The sequence below is a fragment of the Neobacillus sp. KR4-4 genome (assembly GCF_042136325.1).
GTDB lineage: Bacteria > Bacillota > Bacilli > Bacillales > Cytobacillaceae > Neobacillus.
On record NZ_JBHHJU010000019.1, the window covers coordinates 69,491 to 96,421 of the forward strand.

The following is a 26,931-nucleotide window of genomic DNA, read 5'->3' on the forward strand; positions in this document are numbered from 1 at the left end:
CATGAATAAGTCCTTACTTCTCGCCTGGATAGCAGCCATCATTGCCACGCTAGGCAGTCTCTACTTTAGTGAGGTGATGCACTTCATACCATGTATGCTCTGTTGGTATCAAAGGATATTTATGTACCCGTTGGCGATCATCCTCGGAGTCGCAGTTTACCGGAATGACCGAGGCATCTATAAATACGCACTTCCGTTGTCTATCATCGGTCTTCTAATCGCTGGATACCATACCTTATTACAGAAAATACCATATTTACAGCAATTTGAAATGTGTACAACCGGAGTGCCTTGTTCCAAGGATTATATTAACTGGCTTGGCTTTGTTACTATTCCGTTATTAGCTTTGATTGCATTTACGGTTATTACAATCTGCTTAATCATTATCTCTCGCGGCAAAGAGGAAAATAGGGATCAATAAAAAAGAGCGGTGAAACCAAAAGGTTTCCCGCTCTTTTCAGTTGTCAGCAAAGCATCAATTAGTACATAAAGGATGCGCCAACAATGATTAATAAAATAAACAACACAACAATTAAAGCGAAGCTGCTGTTATTTCCATGTCCCATAGTAATCACCTCCTCCATTGATGAGTTATTACAATGTATGTCAGAAGGGAAGGAGCTGAAATGGACAAACGTTGACTACTAGAAAGAAATTAATTTATTGAGGAAAAACGTTTGCAAAATTTTGATAAATAAATAATTTAATAGAGCATTTTATTGTAGTATAATAATATACAGTTATTTGGATTATTGGAAAAGGCAGTCATATTTCTTAGGAGAGGTGTTAGGCTATGGCAAGAGTTTTAGTAGCAGGTGAGATCCCACAAAAGGGGTTAGAGATGTTGTTAGAACATCACGAGGTTGAAGTATTTTCAGGAGAGAAATTGATATCTGATACAGAATTAAAAGAGCGAATCAAAGATAAGGATGCTCTTCTCAGTTTATTATCTACCCCGGTAACAAAAGAGGTAATTGACCAAGCCCCTGACCTAAAAATCATAGCAAACTATGGAGCTGGATTTAATAATATTGACTTTGAATATGCGGCATCTAAAGGAGTCCCGGTTACCAATACTCCTATGGCGTCTACTGCTGCAACGGCAGACTTAACTATTGCCCTTTTACTTGCCTCAGCAAGGAGAGTAGCTGAAGGGGATGAAGTCTGTCGGACGGTTGGTTTTAATGGATGGGCCCCTCTTTATTTTCTAGGAAGAGAAGTAACTGGGAAAACTATCGGAATTATTGGATTTGGTCAAATTGGCCAAGCGGTTGCAAAAAGAGCAGCTGCCTTTGATATGAAGGTTCTATATACGGGTCCAAATCGAAAAAGCCAAGAAGTTGAACAAGCCCTAAACGCGACCTACGTATCTTTTGATGAGTTAGTAGCAGAATCAGATTTTATTACGATAAACTGTTCGTATAATCCAACATTGAAACACATGTTCAGTACGAAGCAGTTTGAAATGATGAAATCAACTGCCTATTTAATTAACTGTGCCCGTGGCCCAATCGTTGACGAGGAGGCACTAATCCAGGCCTTATCAGAGAAACAGATTGAGGGAGCAGGAATTGATGTATTTGAATTTGAACCTGAAATTAGTGACGGTTTGAAAAAGCTGAAAAACGTTGTATTAACTCCGCATATCGGGAATGCTACTTATGAAGCACGCGATGCTATGGCGATTATGGCAGCGGGAAACATTGTTAAAATGTTAAACGGTGAAGCACCATCGTATGTGGTTAATGGGGTTAAAGAAACAATCCTCGTTTAAAATCAAATGATTAGCAATAAAAAAGACGGCAGCTGCCGTCTTTTTTTATGAATACTGTGGGCGGAGTTTTGACCGTTTATTGACGTGCTGCTCGGCACTTAAAGCTGCAATCGCCCCGTCAGCTGCTGAAATAACCGCTTGTTTTATCGGTGTTCTTCTAGCGTCACCGCCAGCGAAGACGCCGTCAACATTGGTACGAAGGTACTCATCTACTAAACAATAGCCTTCTTCATCGCGGATAATCGCTCCTTTTAAGAAGTCTGTTCCTGGCATCATTCCGCCGAGGTATAAGAAAATTCCATCCACGTCCCATACCTGCTCTTCTTTTTTATCGGTAAGAACAACAATTTGCTCCACACTCTCTGTTCCAATAATTTCTCTTACACGATGACGTTTATAAATTTCTACATTTGCGTTATTTTCCAAAGCAGAAAGATCTACATCGCCCTTTAATTCAGTTGGAATTAACAATTTCACTGTTTTACAATACTTGGCCAATGTTTCCGCCTCGTGGATGGCTTCATCATTATCACCAACAACAGCGACCACTCTGTCCTGATAAAACGCGGCATCACAAGTTGAACAATAGCTTACACCACGTCCTGTGTATTCTTCTTCCCCTTTAATCTTTCCGGAAGGCGCTTTTGCCCCTACGGCAATAAAGACACTTTTAGCTTTAATGGTCCCTTCGGCTAATTCTATCTTTTTTAATTCCTCTGAAAAATCAACCGATAGGACAGTTGAACGAACAAATTCTGCTCCAAAATCCTTTGCTTGTGACTGCATTCTTGTTAACAGTTCAAGCCCTGTTACTTCTTCACGTACGCCAGGGTAGTTCGCGATTTTATGGGTGATTGCGAGTGTACCAGCTTTTGGAGCTTTATCGATCACGAGTGTTTTTAGTTTCCCTCGGGCCGCATAAACAGCTGCAGATGCTCCTGCGGGGCCGCCGCCGATGGTAACAAAATCATAGACTTCTTCAAGAACATTTTCATTGACTGCTTGAAAAATAGTATCCGCATTTGCGTCGCTAGATTCTGTCTTTCCAGAACTCACCACGGCTACTTGGTCTTCTGATAGTCCCAGCAATTTGTTTAATTTTTTCTCTTGAAAGCCAAGGACTAGTTTTCCATTAATAAGCGTGGCTGGTGTTCCATAAATTTTCCGTTCCTTTAATTGCTCAAAATATTCTTTATGTATGGAAGCGTTCCGTTCGTCGAAATCAATGTTGTGATCCTTTAGGAAAGATTTTACTTTTTCACAATAGGGACAGCCGGTACTGCTATAAACGATCACTTCAGGTTTAGACAATTTTACAACCTCCAATTATTTGATGATTTTATAATAATATAAATATTAAATAAAAGTCAATATTTTTTAATAATTATTATAAATAAAAAATCAGTCCAACCAATGGTTGGACTGAAGGATAATTCTAAATGGATCTGCCTAAGAAAGCCGTTAGCATCCAAACATGTTTCTCAAGATCAGAATGTATCGCAAGCAGCATATCTCCTGTTGTTTCATCATGATTCTCATCGGCAAAGCTCATGCCTTCTTTCAATTCACCAATAATAATTGAGAAGTCTTTGATAATTGATTCAACCATTTCATCTGCAGATTCGTTACCGGACGCTTCTTTAATTGAAGAGATTTCAAGGTATTCTTTCATTGTAGCAGCGGGTTTTCCGCCGATTGCTAGCAAACGTTCGGCTAGTTCATCGACATGAATGCCAGCCTCATTATAAAACTCTTCAAATTTGACATGTAAGGTGAAAAATTGTCCACCTTTCACATACCAATGATAGTTATGTAACTTCGTATACAGTACAGACCAGTTTGCAATCTGTTTGTTAAGTACGTTTACTAATTGATTTTCCATAATAAATAGCCTCCTTTTTAACTCTACTTATATTATTACCAAAGATGGAGGTCCAATCCTGTATGAATATAAGGAATTTGTTGTCAATTTTGTGAAGAATCATTGGTTTTAAGTGTATTACGCTCTTTTTTATTGTTACAAGCCTGAAACAATTTGTAATAATTCGACCTATCCTTTCCATGACGTCCATCTAATGGAATTTATATATTGATGGGGAATAATTCCTTTTAGTAGACAAATCCCTTCATGCTGGGCACTATTTAATCCCATTATTCGTTACCACTTTTTGGGTAATGAATCCGATTGTAACAACTGTTAGCCTTATTAGTATGACAAGCGCGGAACAAATATTGGAGGGAATAAAATATGAATAAATTTAAAAAATTACTAATTGCGACCGGACTTATCCTATCCATGTCAGCATTTACTTTAAATGGAACGACTGAAGCGGCAACAACGACACATAAGGTACAATCAGGTGAAACTTATTGGAAAATTGCCGCGAAATATGGTGTGACAGTTAATAATTTAAAAAAAGCAAACAACAAAACTAGTAATCTTCTTTATGCGGGATCTAATCTAGTAATCCCGAATTCTTCCATTACAGCAGCAGAAAAGGATTTAATGGCACGTCTAGTTCGTGCTGAGGCAGTGGGTGAGCCGTATGCAGGGAAAGTGGCTGTTGCAACGGTAATCCTTAACCGTGTTTCCAGCCCAGATTTCCCTAATACCGTAAAAGGTGTTATTTATGAAAAGTCGAATGGCTATTATGCCTTCACGCCTGTAAAAAATGGTACCATTAATCAACCAGCTGATGCTGCTTCAAAAAGAGCTGTGAATGAAGCACTTGCCTTTAGAGGACAGGGGAACGGTTCATTATTTTTCTATAATCCAAAAACAGCCGTAAGTAAGTGGGTCTATTCTCGACCAGTAACAGTAACGATCGGTAACCACAGATTCGCGAAATAAAAGCTAGTATAAAGTAGTATTTCAAAAAAAATTGTAAACTAAACAAAGAAGCAGTGATTTCCTAAAAATGGAATCACTGCTTTTTTTTATAGAACTAAAAACCTTATTTAATTTTTAGTGCAACGAGACTAGCGAATTCGTGAATGATGGTGGCAGCCAGTAAAGATGTAATCTGAGTCGGATCATATGGCGGCAAGACCTCGACTAAGTCAAAACCAATAAAGTGAAAATCAGTTAGAGATCGGATGATTTGCAACGTTTCAAAACTATTTAAACCACCAACTTCTAGTGTTCCCGTCCCAGGTGCACATGAAGGATCAACAAAATCAATATCAAAGCTCAAGAAACAAGGTGTATCACCAATTTTTTCTTTCAACTCATGAATAACATTTTCGATTCCTCGTTGCTTTAGCTCAGGGGTTGTAATCACGTGATAGCCTAAATCCGTGCTGGCGTCAATATCACCTGGATGATTCAGGGTTCCGCGAATTCCTACTTGGAAAACTTTATCCGGAATGAGGAGATTCTCTTCATAGGCTCGGATGAATGGTGAACCATGCCAATATTTTTCCTCATAATATGTGTCCCAAGTATCTGTATGAGAATCAAAATGAATTAAGGCAACAGGACCGTGTACTTTTACTGCGGCCCGAAGATGAGCTAATGTAACCGAATGATCCCCCCCTAGTCCAATTGGAATAATCCCTTTTTCCATCAGGTCCATCATTGCTTTTTCAATTACCTCATAACTGCGATGGATGTTATGCGGAATGACAGACACATCACCGATGTCAATGGCATTACATTCGTCAAAAGGATAAACCTTGTGAATTGGATGATATGGGAATAGCGTCATCGACGCCTGACGAATTGCCTGTGGTGCGAACCGTGCTCCGACACGAAACGAGGCTGCCGTATCAAACGGAACACCGACAATAGCCAATTTAGCATTTTCCCTGTGGGAGGGTAACCTCATGAAGGTACCAGTGGTACAAAATTCTGGTTTAACATCTGGTGATAATGGATAGTGCATATAAGATTCCCCCATTTCTTATTTTCATATACTGTAAAATGCAAGAATTGTGCCAGATGATTATTGACAGGAATCGTTGTGAATGAAGCGAAAAACTATTTAATTGGGAATATTCTATGCATAGATGAATAATTAAAAAGACTTTGGCTTGATTATTTGAGCCCCTCCTTAGAGATTATTAAAAAAATATAGAGTGGCACGAAATTTGCAATGATATATTTGAATTTTCAAATAAGTGAGGGGGAATAAAAAATTTTCAGAAGAGAAAATTCTTATTACTTAATGAAAGCGTTTTAATCAAAAGGGAGGTATGATAGGTGGAAAATGGCGTAAAGCTGAAAAGATCGTTAAAGTTGTGGCAGGTCGTAATCATGGGGTTAGCTTATATGACACCCATGGTGGTTTTTGACACATTTGGAATTGTTTCAGGTATAACCGAGGGGCATGTACCAACAGCCTATATTATTGCATTGATTGGGATGCTGTTTACTGCGTCAAGTTACGGGAAGCTTGTGAAGGTCTTCCCTCAAGCAGGCTCTGCCTACACGTATACCCAAAAAGCGATGAACAGACATCTTGGTTTTCTAGTTGGATGGTCTTCGCTGCTTGATTATTTGTTTTTGCCAATGGTCAACGCTTTGTTAACAAAACTGTACCTCAATGCATTGTTTCCATCTGTGCCAGATTTTATTTGGGTTTTAGTGTTTGTAGGAATTGTGACATTCTTAAACTTGCGAAGCGTAAATGCCCTGGCAAATTTCAATACATTATTTGTTCTTGTTCAAATACTGATTATGGTCGTCTTTATTATCCTTGTGATTAAAGGTTTACATTCAGGCGAGGGGACAGGAACTGTTTTTAGTTTAAATCCATTTTTTGTTGAAGGTATGAACCTGCCAGTCCTTGTTACCGGTGCAACGATTCTTTGCTTCTCTTTCCTGGGTTTTGATGCTGTTACGACATTGTCTGAAGAAACGCCCAATCCGCAAAAGACGATCCCAAAAGCAATATTGCTTACAGCTTTATGGGGAGGGGTTATTTTTATTACCACATCGTTTTTTATTCAATCCTTTTTTCCGGATATATCCAGATTTAAAGAACCTGATGCTGCACTTCCAGAAATTGCTTTATACGTAGGTGGAAAGCTTTTCCAATCGATTTTCTTGTGTACAACCTTTGTTAATACACTCGCCTCCGGACTTGCATCACATGCAAGTGTTTCGCGACTCTTGTATGTAATGGGGCGTGACAAGGTATTCCCGGAAAAATGGTTTGGATACGTTCATCCAAAATGGCGGACACCTGCAATTAATGTTGTATTTGTGGGTGTCATCTCCTTGTCGGCATGGTTCTTCGATCTAGTTACGGCGACTTCGTTAATTAATTTCGGTGCGTTAATGGCTTTTACGTTTGTCAACCTTTCTGTTGTTAGTCACTTTGCCGTTCGTCAAAAGATGCACAGGACACCTAGAGGTTTTTTTGATTACATTATCATGCCATTAATTGGTGCGGGAGCGGTTGGGATCCTTTGGATTAATCTAGAGGTTAGTTCTTTGATTATGGGAATTCTTTGGTTCATGACTGGATTTACTTACTTGCTTTTTCTAACAAAGGCATTCCGAATAGCGCCGCCCCAATATAAAGCGGAGGAAGCATAAACGAATAATTTTTTATGAAAGCAGTGGATTCTAGGATATGTAAAGTGTTCTACTTTCGGGTGCTTTCTTATTAAAAGACGTATGAATTGGCATACGTCTTTTCTTTATTTATCAAGGTTTCTAGAAATAAGAGGGTCCGCAATTACGCCATGGAGATCAGGTTAACGCCCGAGTGGATCAATAGACGGAAAAATTCCGCTTATTTTGTAATTATTATTAAAAAAGGCTTAAATAGGCGGAGAGATTCCGCCTATTTACTCGAAAAATTCAAAAATGTGAGATTTTGCTTTGTCATAACCGGAAAACCTTCCCTTATTTACCACGAAACAAGCGCCATTCTGAAAATAACCGGAAAATCTCCGTTTATTTTATTTTTGCTGGTCAATCAACTCGATAAAGGTTAAGACATGCGTTCTATTCAAACCTGAGTAGGTTATGCATTTTTTCATAAAAATTTTGATTAAAGATAACATTTAAAAGGAAAGATGATTGGCATGAAAATTGCAACTATTTTAAATAGTTAGATTAGTAGGTAGAATGGAAGGAGGAGTAGATCTGCAATTATTTTAGTGATTTAAGTTTTTCATTGCTAAAACAAAATGAAAGTGCTTACAAAGTCTTACTAATAAACAAATAGCCGGTTAGAAAAGGAGAGATGGTAAAATTGGAGAATACTACTCTTAAGCGTTCACTTGGGCTATGGGCAATCGTTATGCTTGGATTGGGCTATATGACACCAACGATTGTGTTTGATACATTTGGAATTGTCTCTGAAGAAACGAATGGGGTCGTCCCGCTCGCATACCTCACAGCACTAGTAGTTATGGCATTTACGGCAATTAGTTATGGGAAAATGGTCCGGGTGTTTCCAAGTGCGGGATCGGCTTATACGTATACACGCGAGACCATCAGTCCTCATCTTGGATTCATAGTCGGCTGGGCAGCGTTGCTTGATTATATATTGCTTCCTATGGTTAATGCATTGATTATTCGTATTTATATGGTTTCCGTATTTCCAGAGGTGCCAGCATGGATTTGGGTTGTTGCATATGTTGCGATCGTCACGGCGCTTAATGCTTGGAGTATGGGAAAAACATCGAGTTTAAATTCCCTGCTTGTCATTTTTGAAGTGGTTTTAATTGCGGCATTTATCGTTCTTGCCTTTGTCCAGCTCTCCAAAGGAATGGGACAAGGAACCATTTTCACCACAGCACCGCTCTTCCATTCTGATATTCACCTCGGGGCCGTTTTGACAGGAGCTACGGTAGTTTGTTTCTCCTTCATAGGTTTTGATGCAGTAACTATGTATGCAGAAGAGGCTATCGATCAAAAAACGATGCCGAGAGCGATTATGTTAACGGTCTTTATTGGCGGCGCCATTTTCTTCACCTGCAGCTATTTCGCCCAAGCGCTGTTTCCAGATATTTCGGGCTTTAAGGTAACCGATGACACACTACCTGAAATCGGATTGTTTGTGGGTGGAACCCTTTTTAAACTGGTTTTCCTTTCCGGTGCTTTTGCAGCCACTGTAGCTTCTGGGCTTGCCTCCCATGCCAGTGTATCAAGACTTTTGTACGTTATGGGGAGAAATGGGGTTTTGCCCAAAAAGGTGTTTGGGTATGTTCATCCCAAATTCCGGACACCGGTTTTTAATGTCATCTTGGTTGGGGGCGTCTCATTACTTGCGATTGCTCCAAGTTTAGAGCTCATTTCTTCATTTATAAATTTTGGTGCATTAATTGCTTTTACATTTGTAAACTTATCGGTCATCGCTCATTTTATTTTTCGCCAGAAGAGATATAAAACAGCGAAAGATATATTCTCCTATCTCATTATGCCGGTCATTGGAGCAGGATTAACAGGAATTTTGTGGGCGAACTTACAACTTGATGCGCTCATTGGCGGGATTGTATGGATCGTTATTGGTGTAGTGTATATGCTTTACCAAACAAAGTTTTTCCAAATTAAAATAGCTGATTTAAATATCGATGATGCGGAGAAAACCTCTACCTTATAAAAATTAACTTGAGCCAAGCGATAACGCTTGGCTTTTTATTGTTCAAAAGAGTTTTGTATGCAGAATTGAATACTTGACTCATTTCTTCATAGGACTTCTTCTTTTTTTACTAGATTATCTATTCAAACCGCTATTTCTAAGTTGGCACGAAACTTGCTTTTACCTTAAGTAACAATAAAAAATGAGGTGTTAGAATGGCTGTCGAATCACTAGATTTAAAGAATATGAAAGGAATAGAACAGGATAATTCCCTTGTTGAGTTTCAAGAAATTTTAAAAGAAGCAGTGAATATTCTGAATTACCCACCCCAGGTATTCGAATTTCTAAAGAAGCCAATGAGGTTTTTAGAAGTCAGCATCCCTGTTCGAATGGACAATGGTCAGACAGAAATATTCCAAGGGTACCGTGCTCAGCATAATGATGCCTCTGGTCCAACTAAAGGAGGTATCCGTTTTCATCCAGATGTCACGCCAGATGAGGTAAAGGCATTGGCCGGATGGATGAGCTTAAAGTGCGGTATAACCGACCTTCCCTATGGCGGTGCTAAAGGGGGAATTATCTGTGATCCTCGTAAAATGAGTTTAGATGAATTGGAAAGGTTGAGTCGTGGCTACGTTAGGGCGGTTAGTCAACTTGTGGGTCCCACAAAGGATATTCCTGCACCTGATATGTATACAAACTCGCAAATTATGGCATGGATGCTCGATGAATATGACCATATCCGTGAATTCGACTCCCCTGGTTTTATCACCGGAAAGCCACTTGCACTCGGGGGATCTAAGGGAAGGGAAACAGCAACATCAAAAGGAGTTTTATATACGCTGCAAATGGTTTGTGAATTAAAGAAAATGAAGTTAAAAGATACACGTGTCATCATTCAAGGGTTCGGTAATGTCGGCAGTTATCTTGCCCAGTATTTATATGAGATTGGGGCAAAAGTAATTGGTATCGGCGACATGCTTGGCGGTGTATATGATGAGAACGGACTAGATATACCATTTCTACTTGAAAATAGAGATTCCTTTGGCATTGTTTCTAATCGCTTTACTAGCTCCATTACTAACCAAGATTTATTAGAAAAAGAATGTGATATCCTTATTCCTGCTGCAATCTCTGGAGTAATCAATAAGTATAATGCCAGTCAACTTAACTGCGGCATTATTATTGAAGCTGCCAATGGACCCACCACAAAGGAAGCGTTAAAAATTTTAGATGATCAGCAAATCCTTGTTGTCCCTGATATCCTCGCCAATTCCGGCGGTGTCATTGTCTCTTATTTTGAATGGTGTCAGAACAATCAAGGTTACTACTGGACCGAGGAGATTGTTGATGAACGTCTCAAGGAGAAAATGACAGAAAGCTTTTTAAAGGTTTACCATACCTCTAATCGGTTTGGTGTAAATATGAAAATTGCTGCTTATATTGAAGGAATTCAAAAACTAGCGGAGGCTTCCAGGCTTCGTGGCTGGTTGAAATATTAAAAAGTGAAATAGAAAAAGGAGGAAGTTATTCATGAAGCTGGATATACTAGCCGAACAAAAAGAACAGCAGCAGTTACATTATTTTTGTTTAATTTCACATAACCATCGCTACGATTTGATGATAGCCTATTCAGAGCAATTCTTTGGGAAAGCGATGGTCACTTCGATTCAGTCAGGGAACATGGTTTTACTTTGTCAAGAAGACACTATATCAGATGATCATTGGTCAGAAAGATTGGGAATCGAGGCGGAGGATATCCCAGAATTTCAGGAATTTTTTAGTCAAGTATTACAGACACGACCTTTTCACGAGCAATATTAGTAAACGAAAAAGGAGAGAGATTCCATGTATTATGGCGTTGTCCTAAGCCCATGTTATGGCAAGGTGGAAAGGATTTCAATTAATAGCGATTCGAGAATTTATGAGTGGGAAACCCTATTTATCCTTACTTCCGAAGCAGGAAAGAAGGAAAGGGTTCAGACATGTTTAAGTGGTGAAGTCAAATCGCTTGAAGTACAGGAAGGAGATTATGTTATTCCCGGGATGGTTCTCGCGTATATAAAGGAAGATTTATTTGTCACTGGTAGTGACTAATGGCAAGAAAAAGAAGATGGGTTGCTCATCTTCTTTTTCTTGCCATATTTAAATTAAAATATTGCAAATAAAATGATAGTATTAGATTGATAAGGTGTTAAGGGGGAAGTAAACGATGTTTTCTGTTGCCAAAGAAAAAGTGAAACCAATTATTTCAGTGGACGTGGATGAAAGTGAAGTAGTTTTTCGATCAACCTTTAATAACCTTAAAGAACCGTTTTTGTTTTTAAAAAGACAAAATCATTTATTTGCGTATGTCATACTTGAAAACAACAATAAAGAGCAAGCCTCTATTGAATCATTACTTGAACAAGCGAAATCTCTTGAAAGCATCTGCCATCTTAGTGAACAAATCTCTTTGCCTGCGTTGTTCCAAATTATTGGCGAACCTTTTGCGATTATTAGAGATGTGGATGGTCATCCAGCTGGTTACATTAGCAGAGAAGATGTTCTTGCTGAGCTTTTTAAACAGGAAAATAAAAGTGTCGACTTACTTAAAATTATTCTGACCTCGATTCCGATGGGCATTTTTGTGTTGGATAAAGAAAAGAGAATTATTAATTATAATGAAGCTGGTTTAAAAATGATTCGTTCGACCGCAGAAAAGGTTATGAATCTTCCAGCAGGAGAGATTTTTAGCCGCACCCATCTTGAACAGGTATTTTCCACCGGTAAGACGCTTCTTAACCATTTGGTTATCAAGAATGAAATGGGGATTCTCGTCGATTATAGCCCTATCTTGAACTATGAGAATGAAGTCGATGGAATCATCATTGTTGCCCAGGATTTGCCAATGGTCGAAGAAATGGCTATGGAAATTGAGTATATTAAAGATTTAAATAAGGACCTGCATGCGATTTTGTCTAGTATCTATGATGAAATTCTCGTGGTGAATAACAAAGGAGAGCTAATCAGGTTTAGTGAAAACATTATCCAAGATTTCTGGAAAGTTGATTTAAAAGAGCTGATTGGAAAGAATATTCTCGAACTTGAAGACCAGGGGCTGTTTACACCTTCGGTCACAAGACTTGTTTTGGAGAAAGGAAAGAAGGTCTCTGTTGTTCAAGAAACCAAAACGGGGAGAAAAATTCTTGCCGTGGGAAATCCGGTCTTCAATGATCAAAATGAACTTGACCGGATTATCATTGCATCTCGTGATATTACCGAAACCACCCGACTAAAAAGTGAACTGCAGGAAATGAAAAAGATATCAGAACAATATAAGAAGGAATTGGATGATTTTAAGAGTAAGGACCGTTTTTTGAAAAAGCTCATTTATTGTAGTCCGAAGATGGAGAAGGTGATTAATCAGGCCAAGAAAATTGCTGATTTTTCCTCCACCGTCCTTTTGAACGGAGAATCTGGGGTTGGAAAAGAAGTAATTGCTCAAGCGATCCACCAATTAGGCAGACGCCAGGCGAAGCCCTTTCTTAAATTAAATTGCGGGGCAATTCCCGAGAGTTTACTCGAAAGCGAACTATTTGGATATGCGAAGGGATCTTTTACCGGTGCTGATAAAAATGGAAAAGAAGGCTACTTTAAACAAGCAGATGGCGGTATTTTGTTTCTAGACGAAATCGGTGAGATGCCCATTCATTTGCAGGTGAAGCTATTACGAGTTCTTCAGGAGCAGGAAGTTATTCCAATTGGCAGTACTACCCCGATTAAGGTGAATGTGCAGATCATTGCAGCTACGAATAAAAAATTAGAAAAAATGGTTGAGGAAGGGACATTCCGTGAAGATTTATTTTATCGCCTGAATGTCATACCGATTCATATCCCGCCCTTAAGGGAAAGGACAGAGGATATTTCGCTGCTTGCCTTTCATTTCCTCCAGCAATTGAATGAGAGATATGATCGGAATTACCATCTAACTCCTGATGCTATTAATGTACTAGAGTTTTATCCGTGGCCGGGTAATGTCAGGGAACTTCAAAATATTATTGAAAGATTAGTAGTTACGGCCGAACATCCGTCGATTGATGCAGAGTTCGTCAGCCAATTTTTATCCACGGGCTTGGAACATAAAAAAATGAAGCCAGTCTTTACAAGGGTCATTCCGTTACAGGAGGCTATCGATCATGTCGAGGAGCAGTTAATTGTGATGGCAATGAACCAATACAAAACGACAACGAAAGCAGCAAAGGCCCTAGGAATTAGTCAGTCATCTGTTAGTAGAAAGTATCAAAAAATAGTAAATGAGAAAAATATTAAAATGGAAAACCTATCACCCTTTTAATTGAGCTGCTTCAGGTCTAATGATCTGAAGCAGCTTTTTTTTATTAACTTGTAAATTTTGATTTAATATGTTCCCCCTATTCAATCAATCATAGGGTTATGCAGATTTGAATAGTAATCAATCAAATTTCTTGAGAGATATTTATTTTGGCAGGTTTTAAAGGTTGGCACGCTTCTTGCAACTATAGTTAATGAGGGTGAATAAAGGAGGAATTTAAATGGTCGAGGTAAAAAAACGAGTGGTAAACCTGAAGATGTTTATTGATGGTGAATGGAAAGATGCCGAAAATCAAGAAACACGCCCAGTATTTAATCCCGCAAGTGGTGAGGTTATATCATATGCGCCTGAAGGAACAAGAGCTGACGCCCGTGCAGCTATTTATGCAGCACGCAGGGCTTTCGAAGAAGGTGTATGGTCTGGGATTTCTGCACAGGAACGATCCTCCTATTTATTAAAAATTGCTGACAAAATTGATGAATATGCCGATGAATTGACACACCTGGAAACGATGGATAATGGGAAGCCATTAAGAGAGGCGGGTTTTGATGTCGGTGATGCAGCCGCCTGTTTTCGCTATTATGCAGGATTGATTACAAAGCCTGATGGGCAGACCTATCATGTCGCCGATCCAATACAGGCTATGGTTGTCCGTGAACCGGTAGGGGTATGCGGATTGATTGTTCCGTGGAACTATCCACTGTTAATGAGTGTGTGGAAGATTGCCCCAGCCTTAGCCGCAGGAAATACAATTGTCTTTAAACCATCGGAAGTGACACCAGTTACACCGAAAAAACTCTTCGAGATATTTGAAGAAGTTGGTTTGCCAAAAGGGGTTGCTAATCTGGTAATGGGAGCTGGTGCGGTGGTTGGAAATGAAATCGCCTCCCACACTGAGGTCGATATGATCTCATTTACAGGTGGTACGAAAACGGGCAAGCATATTATGAAAACAGCAGCTGATACGATGAAGAAAGTTTCGTTAGAGCTAGGCGGTAAATCACCGAATATTATTTTTGCTGATGCTGACTTTGAAACGGCAGTGGATTATGCGTTATTTGGAATCTACGCAGGTTCTGGTCAAGTATGTTCCGCTGGTTCCAGGATCCTTGTTGAAGAAAGCATCTATGATCAATTTGTCCAGCGTTTTGTTGAAAGGGCAAAACAAATTCAAGTAGGACCTGGTGATGATCCTGCAACGGAAATGGGTCCGCTTGTCAGTCAGGAGCACTTAGAAAAAATCCTTTCCTACATTGAAATCGGCAAGGAAGAAGGTGCCATAGTTGCTTGCGGTGGAAAGCGGGTTGTCGCTAATGGGTTAGAAAAAGGTTATTTTATTGAACCGACGGTATTTGTCGATGTCACCCAAGAGATGAGAATTGTTCAAGAGGAAATCTTCGGTCCCGTTGTAGTCATTCAGAAGTTCAAGGACGAAGCAGAAGCTATTAAACTTGCCAATGGTACCGTTTATGGGTTAGCCGGTGGTGTATTTTCTAATAATGGTGCAAAGGCACTAAGGGTCATTAAAAAGCTGCGTGCAGGGATTACTTGGGTAAATTCCTATCATCCTACCTATAACGAGGCACCGTGGGGCGGTTATAAGCAAAGCGGAATTGGCCGCAGCCTTGGAACGTTTGGACTTGAAGAGTTTCAAGAAATAAAACAGATAAATATTAATTTACAGGTTGAACCAATTGGCTGGTTTTCTAATTAATCATTTAATAGGAGGAATAAGATTATGAGTATCGATTTAAAAAATGAATTAAAATGTGAGCAAAATCAAAAGGTTAGTGAATATATTAATAAGGTTTTAAACTTAATAGAAAAAGAGGAAATTAATAGTGAGGAAGCGGCTTGGATTACCAAAGAAACCGTTGATGGTTTCCGTGAACACGTAAATCCAGGATTCTTAGAATACCGGAAAACAGTTACGGAAGGCGGCCAATTTGCAGCAGTGGAGTGGTCTGATAATGGATCCTGCTTTAAGGATGTCAATGGCAAAGAATATATCGATTGCCTTGGCGGATTCGGCATCTATAATGTAGGTCATCGTAATCCGAAGGTGGTTAAGGCAGTAACTGACCAATTAAAACGTCAAGCGCTCCATAGTCAGGATTTGCTAGATCCACTTCGTGCAATGCTAGCAAAAATTTTAGCAGATATTACCCCAGGGGATTTAAAATATGCTTTCTTTACAAACAGCGGAACAGAAAGCGTTGAAGCATCCCTGAAACTTGCCAAAATGTACAGCGAGCGGACAACGTTTATCTCTACGACTCGTGCGTTCCATGGGAAAAGTTTAGGCTCGTTGTCAGGTACCGCGAAAGGGATGTTCCGTAAACCCTTCTTACCATTAATCCCGGGCTTCCGTCATGTGCCTTTTGGAGATATTGATATGATGAGAAAAACCTTTGAGGTCTGTGCCTCGGTTGGTGAAGATGTCGCTGCTGTTCTTTTAGAGCCGATTCAAGGTGAAGGCGGAATTATTCTTCCACCGGAAAACTACTTAAAGCAAGTTCGTGAACTATGTGATCAGTACGGATCCTTGCTTATATTTGATGAAGTACAAACAGGAATGGGCCGAACGGGGAAAATGTTCGCCGCAGAACTGTATGAAGTAGTTCCAGATATTATCTGTCTAGCAAAAGCATTTGGCGGCGGCGTGATGCCAGCTGGGGCTGTTGTAGCTAGTGAAAAAGTATTTAAGAGCTGGTTTGATAATCCATTTATGCATACAACCACCTTTGGCGGCAATCCGTTAGCATGTGCCGCAGCGATTGCCACAATTGGAGTATTAATTGAAGATAAGTTACCAGAGAGAGCAGCGGAAGTGGGGGCCTATTTCCTTGAAGAACTGAAGAAGGCAGCAAAAGGCCATGAAGATAAGATACAGGAGATTCGTGGTCAAGGCTTAATGATTGGCATCGAATTCCATCAAGATGAAATTGGATACGAGGTCTCAAAAGGAATGTTTGATAGAGGAATCCTTGTAGCTGGGACATTAATTAATTCAAAAACCATTCGTATTGAACCGGCATTGACCATAAGCTATAAAGAGGTTAATAAAGTAGTTAGCACCTTCAAAACCGTCTTAGAACAATTAGATGCTTAATAATTTTTTTAAAAGGGGGAGCACAGTAGTGGAAAAGAAATACGTCAAGCTCCAAACAGAAATACCCGGTCCTAAATCGAAGGAAATTTTGGAGCGAAGAAATAAATATGTCCCAAAAGGAATCAGCAATAACTGCCATTCCTTTGTTAAAAAGGCACAAGGAGCTCTGGTAGAAGATGTGGACGGTAATTGTTATATTGATTTTGCTGGTGCTATTGGAACGATAAACGTCGGTCACTCTCATCCTAGAGTAGTTAGAGCCCTTCAGGAACAAGCAAGCCAATTTATCCACACTGGCTTTAATGTAATGATGTATGAATCGTATATCGCTTTAGCCGAGCGGCTTTGTCAGCTTGCACCGGGTGACTTTGACAAGCAGGCTGCCTTTTTTAACAGTGGTGCCGAAGCGGTTGAGAACGCGGTAAAGATTGCCAGGAAATACACAAAGCGCCAAGGAATTGTCTCGTTCACAAGGGGGTTCCATGGCCGGACGTTAATGACCATGACGATGACAAGTAAAGTGAAGCCTTATAAGTTCGGCTTTGGACCATTCGCTCCAGAAGTATACAAGGCACCATACCCATATGCGTACCACCGCCCTGAAGGAATGGATGAACAGCAATATAGTGCTATGATGATCGACCAATTTGAACAATTTTTACTGGCAGAAGTTGCACCTGAAACGATTGCTGCCGTTGTGATGGAACCTGTGCAGGGAGAAGGCGGATTTATAGTGCCTGACACCGCTTTTGTTAAACGGGTCAGAGAAATCTGCACACAGTATGGTATCTTGTTTATAGCCGATGAAATACAAACTGGGTTCGCTCGGACAGGAAAGTACTTTGCAATTGACCATTTTGGGGTGGTACCTGATTTAATTACGATTTCGAAATCAATGGGTGCTGGCGTTCCTATTAGCGGCGTGATTGGCCGTGCGGAAATTATGAATACTGCCGAAGTTGGGGAAATCGGTGGAACCTATGCTGGGAGCCCGCTCGGTTGCAGGGCAGCACTGACAGTATTAGATATTATTGAAAATGAACAGCTAAATGACCGGGCAAGACAAATAGGTGATCGTGTACTTGAAAAGATGAACCTTCTTGCAGAGCGTTTCGAGGGGATTGGTGATGTCCGCGGTCTTGGTGCGATGTGTGCGATGGAAATAGTGAAGGACCGACAATCCAAAACACCAGATAAAGAGGCGACGGGGAAAATTGTAAAAGCTGCTGGAGAACGCGGCCTGATGTTACTAAGTGCTGGGATTTATAGCAATGTGATTCGCCTTCTCATGCCAATTACCATCACTGATGATCAACTCGAAGAAGGTTTGCAAATTATGGAAGAGGCGATAGAAGCAGTGTATACAAATGATCCTGCCTTATCGGTTGGAGGGGAATAAAAATGGATATTGTAAATAAAAATTATCAAATCTATCCCATGTATATTAATGGGGAATGGGTTGGCAATGATTATGAGGTTTTAACAGAAATAAATAATCCAGCTACAAAAGAAGTAATTGGTGCTGTTCCAACAGGTGGTGCTTATGAAGCAGAACAAGCAGTGGATGCTGCCTATAAAGCATTTAAACTCTGGTCGAAAAAAACAGCGGATGAGCGCTATCAACTCTTGATGAAATGGTTTTACTTAATTGAGGAAAACAAACATGAAATTGCAAGGATCATGACCATTGAACAAGGTAAACCACTTAAAGAAGCACTGGGTGAGGTTCAGTATGCAAATGGTTTTATCTCCTGGTATGCCGAAGAGGGGAAACGAGTATATGGTGAGACGATTCCAGCCGCACATCCAAATAAAAGAATACTAGTTAGAAAAGAACCGGTTGGCGTAATCGCAGCGATTACACCGTGGAACTTCCCGGCGGCCATGATTACGAGAAAAGTAGCACCTGCATTAGCAGCAGGTTGTACGGCTGTTGTGAAGCCTGCAAACCAAACGCCTCTTACAGCATTAAAAATGGCGGAGCTAGCCCAAGAAGCAGGCATTCCTGCAGGGGTGCTGAACGTGATTACTGGAAGGTCGTCAGAAATTGGCGAAGCGTGGCTGAAGGATCCACGCGTAACAAAGATTACCTTTACAGGGTCAACCGAGGTTGGAAAGACGTTAATGCGTGGGGCCGCTGATACTGTCAAAAAGGTTTCCCTCGAGCTTGGTGGGAATGCCCCATTTATTGTAATGGATGATGCAAATTTAGCGAAGGCCGCTGAAGGACTTTTACAATCAAAATTTCGAAATGCTGGTCAAACCTGCATTTGTACAAATCGTGTTTATGTACAGGAAGGGATTGCAGATGAATTTACTAAGCTTTTTCAAGCAGAATTAGAAAAGCTTAAAGTCGGCAACGGACTGGAAGCGGGAACGGATATTGGTCCATTAATTGACCATGCCGCTTATAAAAAAGTAGATGGGCTGGTTAAGGACGCAGTTGAGAAAGGTGGAAAGGTCATTTATAGCGGGCTTACCCCAGGTGAAAATAACGGATATTTCTATGCACCCACAATTTTGACCAATATTAATGATGAGATGGAATGTATGAAAGATGAAATATTTGGCCCGCTCGCTCCGATTTCCACTTTTAGTACCGAAGAAGAAGTTATTGAACGGGCTAACAATTCTTGTTACGGATTGGCTGCCTATGTATATACAGAGAATTTAAGCCGTTCCTTTAGGATAACGGAACAACTAGAGTACGGTATTATTGGCCTAAATGATGCCCTGCCTTCAGTCGTTCAAGCCCCATTCGGTGGTTTTAAGGAGAGTGGTCTGGGACGCGAAGGTGGACACTACGGCATTGAAGAGTTTTTAGAAGTAAAATATATATCGATAGGTTTGGATATTTAGTAGACCTTTTTTCATCCAGATACGGACAGACTAAAAGCCAGTGGCACAATCAAAGTATTTCTGAATATTGATTGTTAGCGCTGGCTTTTTTTTGGACTTAGGGAGGCTTTTGCTGATTTTATATTTATTTCTCTATTATGAAAATTAATAGTTTTTTTAATAGAATCACTCTACCAATTTAAAAGAAAGGAGGTAGAAAAAAATGCCTGGGCCGCTCCACCGATTAAAAATTATCGATTTATCACGTGTGCTAGCCGGTCCTTATTGCACGATGATCTTAGGCGATATGGGCGCAGAAGTAATCAAAATTGAAAGTATCGAAATTGGGGATGAAACACGGGGGTGGGGACCGCCCTTTTTAGAAGGAGAGAGCGCCTATTATTTGTGTGCTAATCGTAATAAACAGGGGATTACTTTAAACTTAAAAACCCCTCAGGGCCTTGAAATCTTAAAAAAGCTTGTGAGCGATGCTGATGTGGTTGTCCAAAATTTTAAGCCGGGAACCCTCGACAGATTAGGGTTCGGATATGAGGAAATGAAAAAGGTGAATGAAGGAATTATTTTAGCCTCAATCAGTGGTTTTGGCACTACTGGCCCTTATTCCCATCTTCCAGGTTATGACTATATTATTCAAGCCATGTCAGGTTTGATGAGCATTACAGGTGAAAAGGATGGGCAGCCTGCAAAGGTCGGTGTTGCCATAGCAGATGTACTCACCGGTCTTTTCACCTGTATCGGTATTTTAGGCGCCATCCAGCACCGCAATAGGACTGGAGAGGGGCAAGAGATAGATATTTCATTATTTGATTCACAGTTGGCTGCGTTAGTGAATGTTGCCAGTAATTTTTTATGCTCTGGGATCATCCCTGAGAGACTCGGAAATGCGCACCCCAATATAGTTCCATATCAAGTGTTTGCCGCAAAAGATGGCGAATTTATCCTTGCTGTTGGAAATGACCGGCAATATCAAAAACTAGCCATCCTGCTGGAAGATGAAGTCCTTTTAAGTGACCAATATAAAAAAAACTCCGGGCGCCTGCAAAAAAAGGATGAACTGGAAAAAATCATCACGGGAAAATTAAAAACGAAATCAAGGGCAGAGTGGAAAGTGTTACTTGATGAAGCTGGGATCCCGAATGGACCGATTAACAATGTGATGGAGGCTTTGGATTCTGAACAAGCGATCGCAAGGGAAATGGTTGTGAAGATAAAGCATCCAACGATTTCTAACTTAAAACTTGTCGGTTCACCATTAAAGTTTTCAAAATCCCCAGTAAAAATCGATAGGCATCCGCCATTGCACAGTGAGCATACAGATGAAATCCTGTTTAAACTGGGTTATTCCAAGTATGAAATCGTAAAAATGAAACAAGATCATATTATCTAGGGGAGGTACTTATTATGAATTTTTCTTTATCTGAAGAGCAAAAAAGCGTTAGAAAGGTGGTTCGATCATTTGTAGACCGAGAAATTCTGCCCTATATCAAGGAGTGGGATGAAAAAGGTCATTTTGAAATTAATATTTTAAAAAGATTAGCAGAATTACAGTTAATGGGTGTATGTATTCCTGAGGAATATGGCGGAGTGGGCATGGACTATAATACCCTCGCCATTGTTTGTGAGGAACTAGAACGAGGCGACACGGCCTTCCGGACCGCGGTATCAGTACATACTGGTTTGAACAGTATGACATTATTACAGTGGGGGACTGAGGAGCAGAAACGAAAGTACCTTCTTCCACAGGCAGCCGGAAATAAAATAGGTGCCTTTGGATTAACAGAACCGAATGCTGGCTCCGATGTGGCGGCCATGGAAACGACAGCCGTCAAAGATGGAGATTACTATATTTTAAATGGATCAAAAACTTGGATCTCTCTATGTGATGTGGCTGACCACTTTTTAATTTTTGCAAAAACAGACACGAAAGCTGGTCATCATGGGATCTCTTGTTTTATTGTAGAACGGTCATTTGCCGGGCTTTCTACTAAAGCCATAAAAGGGAAATTGGGAATTCGGGCAGGAAATACGGGGGAGATATTCTTAGATCATGTCAGGGTTCCAGCAGAGAATTTGTTGGGCTATGAGGGAGAAGGCTTTAAGATTGCCATGTCCGCCCTCGACAATGGCCGCTTTACAGTAGCTGCAGGTGCATGTGGTACCATTATGTCTTCGCTGGAAGCTAGCGTCAAATATTGTGAGGAGCGGAAGACCTTTGGCAAAGAAATTGGCAAACATCAGCTCGTTCAGCAAATGATTGCAAAAATGTCCGCTAATCTAGAGATTTCACGTTTGCTAGTCTTTAAGGCTGGCTGGCTAAAAAATAAGGGCAAACGGAATACCCAAGCAACGTCTTTAGCCAAATGGGTTTCCTGTGACGCCGCCTTTGAGGCTGCAAACGATGCGGTCCAAATTCACGGGGCGTACGGCTTCTCCAATGAATTCCCAGTGGAGCGTTATTTACGAAATGCCAAAGCACCTGTAATTTATGAAGGAACAAGAGAAATCCATACCATCATGCAGGGAGAATATGCCCTAGGCTATCGTGAGGATAAACCACTAAGGAAGATGCTTCCAGCCTGGCCGTTTGAAGAAAGTTTAATAAAAGGGTAAATTTATTTAAAAAGAACAAGCCGTACAGTTGGAAAACTGGTACACTGCTTGTTCTTTTACTATTATTGTATTATTAAATAATTTACTTCAAATAAGTTGTCCTACTGTGTTACGATAACGTAATAAAGCAAAGATGAAATGAGGGTGAGACTTTTTGATTAAAACCATTTTATTTGATGTTGATGGGGTACTATTAAGCGAAGAACATTATTTTGATGCTTCTGCTTTAACTGTTTGGGAAATGCTGATCAGCCCTAATTACTTGGGGCTCGAACCGATGCAGTTTAAAACAGACTATAATGATGAGGAAGTTCAGGAAATAAGAGAATTAGTATTTGAAAACGATAAAGTTCTAAAGTTTATGAAATCACGCGGCCTAAACGCCAACTGGGACATGATCTACCTATCATTCAGCCACCAGCTGATCCACCTGCTCTCGCAAATTAAAGATACTGAATTGGAGAAAATTAAAAACTGGTGTCAGGCACCAATTGATCGTGAAACCCTGGTTGAGATGGGAAAGGTGTTAAGTAACTACCATGTGAAACTAGATTTCAGTTTGTTTGAGCAGGAGTTTGCACGCTCAGAGGCAACGAAGCAGGAGTTGTTTAGTTATTTGAACGAACTAGCCTCAGAGAAAATGGGGGTTGCAACTTCTATTTTTAACAAGGGTGAACTTTGGTCCGTTTGTGAGCATGTTTCCCAAGAGTGGTATGTGGGGGATGAACATGTCCTCGCTTCGACTGGAAGGCCATCCGTTCAACATGGGAAAAAGGGCTTCTTGGCCAATGAAACAACATTAGCCCCTAGACAAGAAATTGACGAGTTATTCCAATTCCTGAATTCATCAGGATACATGATTGGTATCGGTACAGGCAGACCAGAATTGGAAACTATTCAGCCGTTTCAACATTTAGATTGGTTGAAGCAATTTGATGTAAATCGAATCGTAACCGCTGATGATGTGCTAAAGGCGGAATTAGAGCTTCCAGAACGAATGTCGCTATCGAAGCCCCATCCATTTACATATATCATGGGACTCCTTGGGAAGGAGACACCTATTCAAGCGTGTTTAAATACAAGACTACCGCTTGAAAATGCTGAGACCGTTTTAGTCGTAGGGGACTCCTTGGCCGATCTATTAGCGGCAAGAAAACTTGGCTGTCAGTTTGCAGCCGTTCTAACCGGCCTATCAGGAAAAGATGCCAGGGGTGACTTTGAAAAACATAAAGCAGACTACATTCTTGATACGGTCCTCGATTTGAAAAGGATATTATGATAAATATAGAAAAGGGATTGCTCCGTTGCAATCCCTCAATTCTTATCTATATATTTTCTATCTTCTCTAACTCCACTCGCCCAGGTTCAAATGTATCCACATTCGATAACTCCAGTACTTGTGCTTCTTCGAGTCCATCAATTAATTTTAAGATATGAATGACGTTGGCATTTAATGTTTTGTCCACAGTTAATACCATGATTGCCTCACCGCCTACTTCTGTACGCCCCACCTGCATCGTCCCAATATTGATTTGATGGTCTCCTAAGAGTGAACCAACCTGGCCAATCATTCCCGGAACATCTCGATGTTTGATATATAATAGGAATTTTTCTGGTTTAACGTCAATTCGGTATTGGTTGATTTTTAGAATTCTCGCTCCATACCCGTTTAAGACGGTTGCCCCAATTTTGGCTGTTTCATGATCATTGGAGACACTTAGTTCCATATAATTAGCAAATCCTTTATTTGTTGCATTTTTAACGACATTATACGAAACTCCTTGCTCTTTTAGTAAGTGCAAAGCATTAATTAGATTAACAGAATCGCTTAAATGATAGGACAAGACACCCTTTAACATGGTACGTGTCAACAATTCTGTATCTTCATCAATTAAATCGCCATAATAATTGATTTCTATTTTAGCAGGAGCCTGTTTATTTAATAATTGAATGACAAGTTGCCCCATTTGGTCCCCCAGAAGGAGGTACGGCTGCAGTTTCGTTTGGGTTTCGCCTGACATTTGCGGCATATTCACAGCGTTTTGAATCGATTGAGATTCAAAAATCTCAATGATTTCCGCACTTACCTCTTGGGCCACTTTTTCCTGTGCTTCAACGGTAGAAGCTCCAAGATGTGGTGTTACAATAATATTTGGATTCTGCAATAATTCTGGGTCGGAAGCAGGCTCTTTTTCAAACACGTCAAGAGCTGCACCTGCAACATGGCCGGACTGAATGGCTCTAACCAGTGCCTTTTCGTCGATCACACCACCACGGGCACAATTGACAAACCGGACACCTTTTTTTGTTTTCCGTAAATAGGCATCATTAATCAGGCCTCTTGTGTTATTAGTAAGAGGTGTATGAATGGTAATAAAATCTGATTCTTGTGCAATTTCATCGAGGCTCGCTTTCGCAATTCCCAGCTTTTTTGCTCGCTCTTCGGACAGGTAAGGATCAAATCCTAAAATGTTCATCCCGAAGCTTTTTGCCCGTTTCGCCACTTCTGTTCCAATTTTGCCCATGCCGATAACGCCAAGAGTTTTTTTGTACAATTCCACACCCTTAAAAGAGTTACGGTCCCATTGTCCCGATACTGTCTTTTGGTGGGCTTGAGGAATTTTTCGTGCCAAGGATAGCATCATTGCTAAGGTATGCTCCGTTGCTGCAATGGTATTGGCACCGGGGGCATTGATGACAATAATCCCTTTTTTCGTTGCCGCATTCACATCAATATTATCGACACCAACACCTGCTCTAGCAATTACACGGAGACGGCCCGCTGCTTTGAGCAGTTCTTCACTTACTTTTGTTTGACTCCGGACAATCAGAGCATCGTATTCTCCAATGATATTTTTTAACCCCTCTGTCGGTAGTGTTGGCTGTCGTTCTACGGTAAAATTAGGGTGTTCAATTAAGCTTTTTAATCCTGTGCTGCTAATTCCATCGGTTACAAGTACCTTATACATGCTCGTAATCCTCCTTTAATTCTTTAATTAAAAAACGCCCCTCATAACAGACGGATTTGTCTTGTTATGAGGGACGTGTATCGACGTGTGGTACCACCCTCGTATGCTGGACCATATTCTTAATGTCGTCTTCCTCATCACTTGTCATGTATAGAATAATATAATTGATTGAATATTCAAAAATAAACTAAATATAGGGATTATTCTACAACCAAACCTTAAGGATTGTAAAGGGAAAGAAGAAAAAATTAATAAAATTTATGACGAAAAATTTTGTTCAAAAAATGTTATCCTTTTATGACGCGGCAGTAAGCGTTTACACAATGGAAAGCTAGAAACAAATCTATTGTAAAAAAATTCAGAGAATAATATAATGTCTACAATACAAAAACAAATGTGCGCCACACAAGGACATTTGTAGGGGGGGAAAACACATGAAGGCAATCACGATTGGGTTATTAGGTTTAGGTACTGTTGGTTGTGGTGTAGTGAAAATTATCAAAAAAAATCAAGATAAATTGATCCACCAAGTGGGGTGCCCGGTTGTTATTAAAAAGGTCCTTGTTAAGGATATACATAAAAACAGACCCGTAGAAGTAGATACTAAGCTATTAACCTCAAATGCAGATGAAATCCTTTTTGATGATGAAATAGATGTTGTGATCGAGGTAATGGGCGGGCTTCAGGATACCAAAGATTATTTAATTACTGCACTAAGACAAGGCAAGCATGTTGTCACTGCTAATAAGGATTTAATGGCTTTACACGGCTCTGAACTGTTAACAGTTGCTTCTGAATACGGCTGTGATTTGTTTTATGAAGCAAGTGTGGCAGGGGGAATTCCAATTCTAAGAGGATTAGTTGATGGACTTGCCTCTGACCGAATTAAACAACTTATGGGAATTGTAAATGGAACAACCAATTATATACTAACTAAAATGAGTGAAGAAGGCCGTACCTATGAAGAGGTCCTTAAAGAGGCACAAGAGCTTGGTTTTGCTGAAGCTGATCCGACCTCAGATGTAGAAGGACTAGACGCTGCTCGTAAAATGACGATCCTAGCTACATTGGGCTTTTCTATGCATATTGATTTAGAAGATGTCCAAGTTTCAGGGATTTCCAAAGTTACCGATGAAGATTTGAGCTATGGGAAACAATTGGGATATACCATGAAACTAATAGGTTATGCTCATCGTGAAGGGGAGAAGGTTGAGGTTAGTGTCGCACCAACTTTCCTTTCCAATAATCATCCGCTGGCATCTGTTCAAAATGAGTATAATGCCGTTTATGTCTATGGTGAGGCGGTAGGTGAGACTATGTTTTATGGCCCTGGTGCCGGAAGTTTGCCAACAGCAACGGCCATCGTTTCAGACTTAGTTGCGGTAATAAAAAACCTGAGGCTAGGGGTAAATGGAAGAAGTGCGGTGACTCCACAATATCCAAAGCAATTGAAAGATAATGATGAAAAATACTCTAAATACTTTTTAAGAATCCATGTGCAAGATGAAGTGGGTGTTTTCGCTGACATCACCACCATTTTTGCAAAATATGGCGTTAGTTTTGAAAAAATCTTACAGCTTCCTGTTAAGAAAAATGAAACATCAGAAATTGTGCTTGTCACTCACAAAGCATCATTATCCAATTATGATAAAATATTAGTAGAATTGAATGACCTCCATGCGGTTAAGGAAATTAAAAGTGCTTATCGAGTGGTGAGAAAAACGTTATAAGAGGGA

The 26,931-nt window shown here is 40.2% G+C and carries 22 protein-coding genes; 17 read left to right on the forward strand and 5 right to left on the reverse strand.

Annotated features, from left to right (window positions below):
• Nucleotide 1: 1 nt before the first annotated feature.
• A complete protein-coding gene (locus ACE198_RS18305) occupies nt 2-421 on the forward strand; it encodes a disulfide oxidoreductase (RefSeq protein WP_375376583.1) in 420 nt (139 codons plus the stop codon).
• A gap of 58 nt (nt 422-479) precedes the next feature.
• On the opposite strand, the gene ACE198_RS18310 is transcribed toward ACE198_RS18305, so the two are convergent.
• A complete protein-coding gene (locus tag ACE198_RS18310; protein ID WP_311315819.1) occupies nt 480-566 on the reverse strand; it encodes a YjcZ family sporulation protein in 87 nt (28 codons plus the stop codon).
• A gap of 227 nt (nt 567-793) precedes the next feature.
• On the opposite strand from ACE198_RS18310, the gene ACE198_RS18315 reads away from it, so the two are divergent.
• Nucleotides 794-1,774, forward strand: a complete 981-nt coding sequence (locus tag ACE198_RS18315) for a 2-hydroxyacid dehydrogenase family protein (protein ID WP_375376584.1) — start codon at nt 794-796, stop codon at nt 1,772-1,774.
• A 45-nt stretch (nt 1,775-1,819) separates the two neighbouring features.
• Here the strand turns inward: ACE198_RS18315 and ACE198_RS18320 are convergent, their stop codons facing one another.
• Nucleotides 1,820-3,085, reverse strand: coding sequence for an FAD-dependent oxidoreductase (locus ACE198_RS18320; RefSeq protein WP_375376585.1), 1,266 nt, complete (start codon nt 3,083-3,085; stop codon nt 1,820-1,822).
• 124 nt (nt 3,086-3,209) lie between these two features.
• The gene (locus ACE198_RS18325; RefSeq protein WP_251457684.1) at nt 3,210-3,656 is read right to left on the reverse strand and encodes a Dps family protein; all 447 of its coding nucleotides are present in this window, start codon (nt 3,654-3,656) and stop codon (nt 3,210-3,212) included.
• Nucleotides 3,657-4,022: 366 nt separating this feature from the next.
• On the opposite strand from ACE198_RS18325, the gene ACE198_RS18330 reads away from it, so the two are divergent.
• The gene (locus ACE198_RS18330) at nt 4,023-4,625 is read left to right on the forward strand and encodes a cell wall hydrolase (RefSeq protein ID WP_375376586.1); all 603 of its coding nucleotides are present in this window, start codon (nt 4,023-4,025) and stop codon (nt 4,623-4,625) included.
• Nucleotides 4,626-4,728: 103 nt separating this feature from the next.
• Here ACE198_RS18330 and speB read toward each other — a convergent pair whose 3' ends face one another.
• Nucleotides 4,729-5,658, reverse strand: a complete 930-nt coding sequence (gene speB, locus ACE198_RS18335) for an agmatinase (protein ID WP_375376587.1) — start codon at nt 5,656-5,658, stop codon at nt 4,729-4,731.
• A 317-nt stretch (nt 5,659-5,975) separates the two neighbouring features.
• Between speB and ACE198_RS18340 the strand changes: the two genes are divergently transcribed.
• The 13 genes from ACE198_RS18340 to ACE198_RS18400 all read left to right on the forward strand — a co-directional run bounded on the left by ACE198_RS18340 (nt 5,976) and on the right by ACE198_RS18400 (nt 23,505).
• Nucleotides 5,976-7,316 (forward strand): APC family permease, encoded by a 1,341-nt coding sequence (locus ACE198_RS18340; RefSeq protein WP_375376588.1) that lies wholly within the window; start codon nt 5,976-5,978, stop codon nt 7,314-7,316.
• A 655-nt stretch (nt 7,317-7,971) separates the two neighbouring features.
• Entirely contained in the window at nt 7,972-9,333 is a 1,362-nt protein-coding gene (locus tag ACE198_RS18345) for an APC family permease (RefSeq protein ID WP_375376589.1), read from the forward strand.
• A 194-nt stretch (nt 9,334-9,527) separates the two neighbouring features.
• Nucleotides 9,528-10,814 carry a Glu/Leu/Phe/Val family dehydrogenase gene (locus ACE198_RS18350; RefSeq protein ID WP_375376590.1) on the forward strand — a complete coding sequence of 429 codons (1,287 nt, stop codon included), beginning with the start codon at nt 9,528-9,530 and terminating at the stop codon, nt 10,812-10,814.
• Between the two features lie 31 nt (nt 10,815-10,845).
• Nucleotides 10,846-11,136 (forward strand): SAV0927 family protein, encoded by a 291-nt coding sequence (locus tag ACE198_RS18355; protein WP_375376591.1) that lies wholly within the window; start codon nt 10,846-10,848, stop codon nt 11,134-11,136.
• A 24-nt stretch (nt 11,137-11,160) separates the two neighbouring features.
• Nucleotides 11,161-11,409: a biotin/lipoyl attachment domain-containing protein gene (locus ACE198_RS18360; RefSeq protein ID WP_375376592.1), complete on the forward strand. Its 249-nt coding sequence runs from the start codon at nt 11,161-11,163 to the stop codon at nt 11,407-11,409.
• A gap of 115 nt (nt 11,410-11,524) precedes the next feature.
• On the forward strand, nt 11,525-13,648 hold the full coding sequence (locus ACE198_RS18365; protein ID WP_375376593.1) for a sigma 54-interacting transcriptional regulator: 2,124 nt from the start codon (nt 11,525-11,527) through the stop codon (nt 13,646-13,648).
• Between the two features lie 238 nt (nt 13,649-13,886).
• Nucleotides 13,887-15,359 (forward strand): aldehyde dehydrogenase family protein, encoded by a 1,473-nt coding sequence (locus ACE198_RS18370; RefSeq protein WP_375376611.1) that lies wholly within the window; start codon nt 13,887-13,889, stop codon nt 15,357-15,359.
• A gap of 24 nt (nt 15,360-15,383) precedes the next feature.
• The gene (locus tag ACE198_RS18375; protein ID WP_375376594.1) at nt 15,384-16,757 is read left to right on the forward strand and encodes a putrescine aminotransferase; all 1,374 of its coding nucleotides are present in this window, start codon (nt 15,384-15,386) and stop codon (nt 16,755-16,757) included.
• Between the two features lie 28 nt (nt 16,758-16,785).
• A complete protein-coding gene (gene gabT, locus ACE198_RS18380) occupies nt 16,786-18,156 on the forward strand; it encodes a 4-aminobutyrate--2-oxoglutarate transaminase (protein ID WP_375376595.1) in 1,371 nt (456 codons plus the stop codon).
• Between the two features lie 38 nt (nt 18,157-18,194).
• The gene (locus ACE198_RS18385) at nt 18,195-19,616 is read left to right on the forward strand and encodes an NAD-dependent succinate-semialdehyde dehydrogenase (protein ID WP_375376612.1); all 1,422 of its coding nucleotides are present in this window, start codon (nt 18,195-18,197) and stop codon (nt 19,614-19,616) included.
• A gap of 202 nt (nt 19,617-19,818) precedes the next feature.
• The gene (locus ACE198_RS18390) at nt 19,819-21,003 is read left to right on the forward strand and encodes a CaiB/BaiF CoA transferase family protein (RefSeq protein ID WP_375376596.1); all 1,185 of its coding nucleotides are present in this window, start codon (nt 19,819-19,821) and stop codon (nt 21,001-21,003) included.
• A gap of 14 nt (nt 21,004-21,017) precedes the next feature.
• A complete protein-coding gene (locus ACE198_RS18395) occupies nt 21,018-22,226 on the forward strand; it encodes an acyl-CoA dehydrogenase family protein (protein WP_375376597.1) in 1,209 nt (402 codons plus the stop codon).
• A 154-nt stretch (nt 22,227-22,380) separates the two neighbouring features.
• Nucleotides 22,381-23,505, forward strand: coding sequence for an HAD family hydrolase (locus ACE198_RS18400; RefSeq protein WP_375376598.1), 1,125 nt, complete (start codon nt 22,381-22,383; stop codon nt 23,503-23,505).
• A 46-nt stretch (nt 23,506-23,551) separates the two neighbouring features.
• On the opposite strand, the gene serA is transcribed toward ACE198_RS18400, so the two are convergent.
• Complete coding sequence (serA, locus tag ACE198_RS18405) at nt 23,552-25,195, reverse strand: phosphoglycerate dehydrogenase (RefSeq protein WP_375376599.1); 1,644 nt, start codon at nt 25,193-25,195, stop codon at nt 23,552-23,554.
• 434 nt (nt 25,196-25,629) lie between these two features.
• Between serA and ACE198_RS18410 the strand changes: the two genes are divergently transcribed.
• Nucleotides 25,630-26,925 carry a homoserine dehydrogenase gene (locus ACE198_RS18410; RefSeq protein ID WP_098572906.1) on the forward strand — a complete coding sequence of 432 codons (1,296 nt, stop codon included), beginning with the start codon at nt 25,630-25,632 and terminating at the stop codon, nt 26,923-26,925.
• Nucleotides 26,926-26,931: the final 6 nt, after the last annotated feature.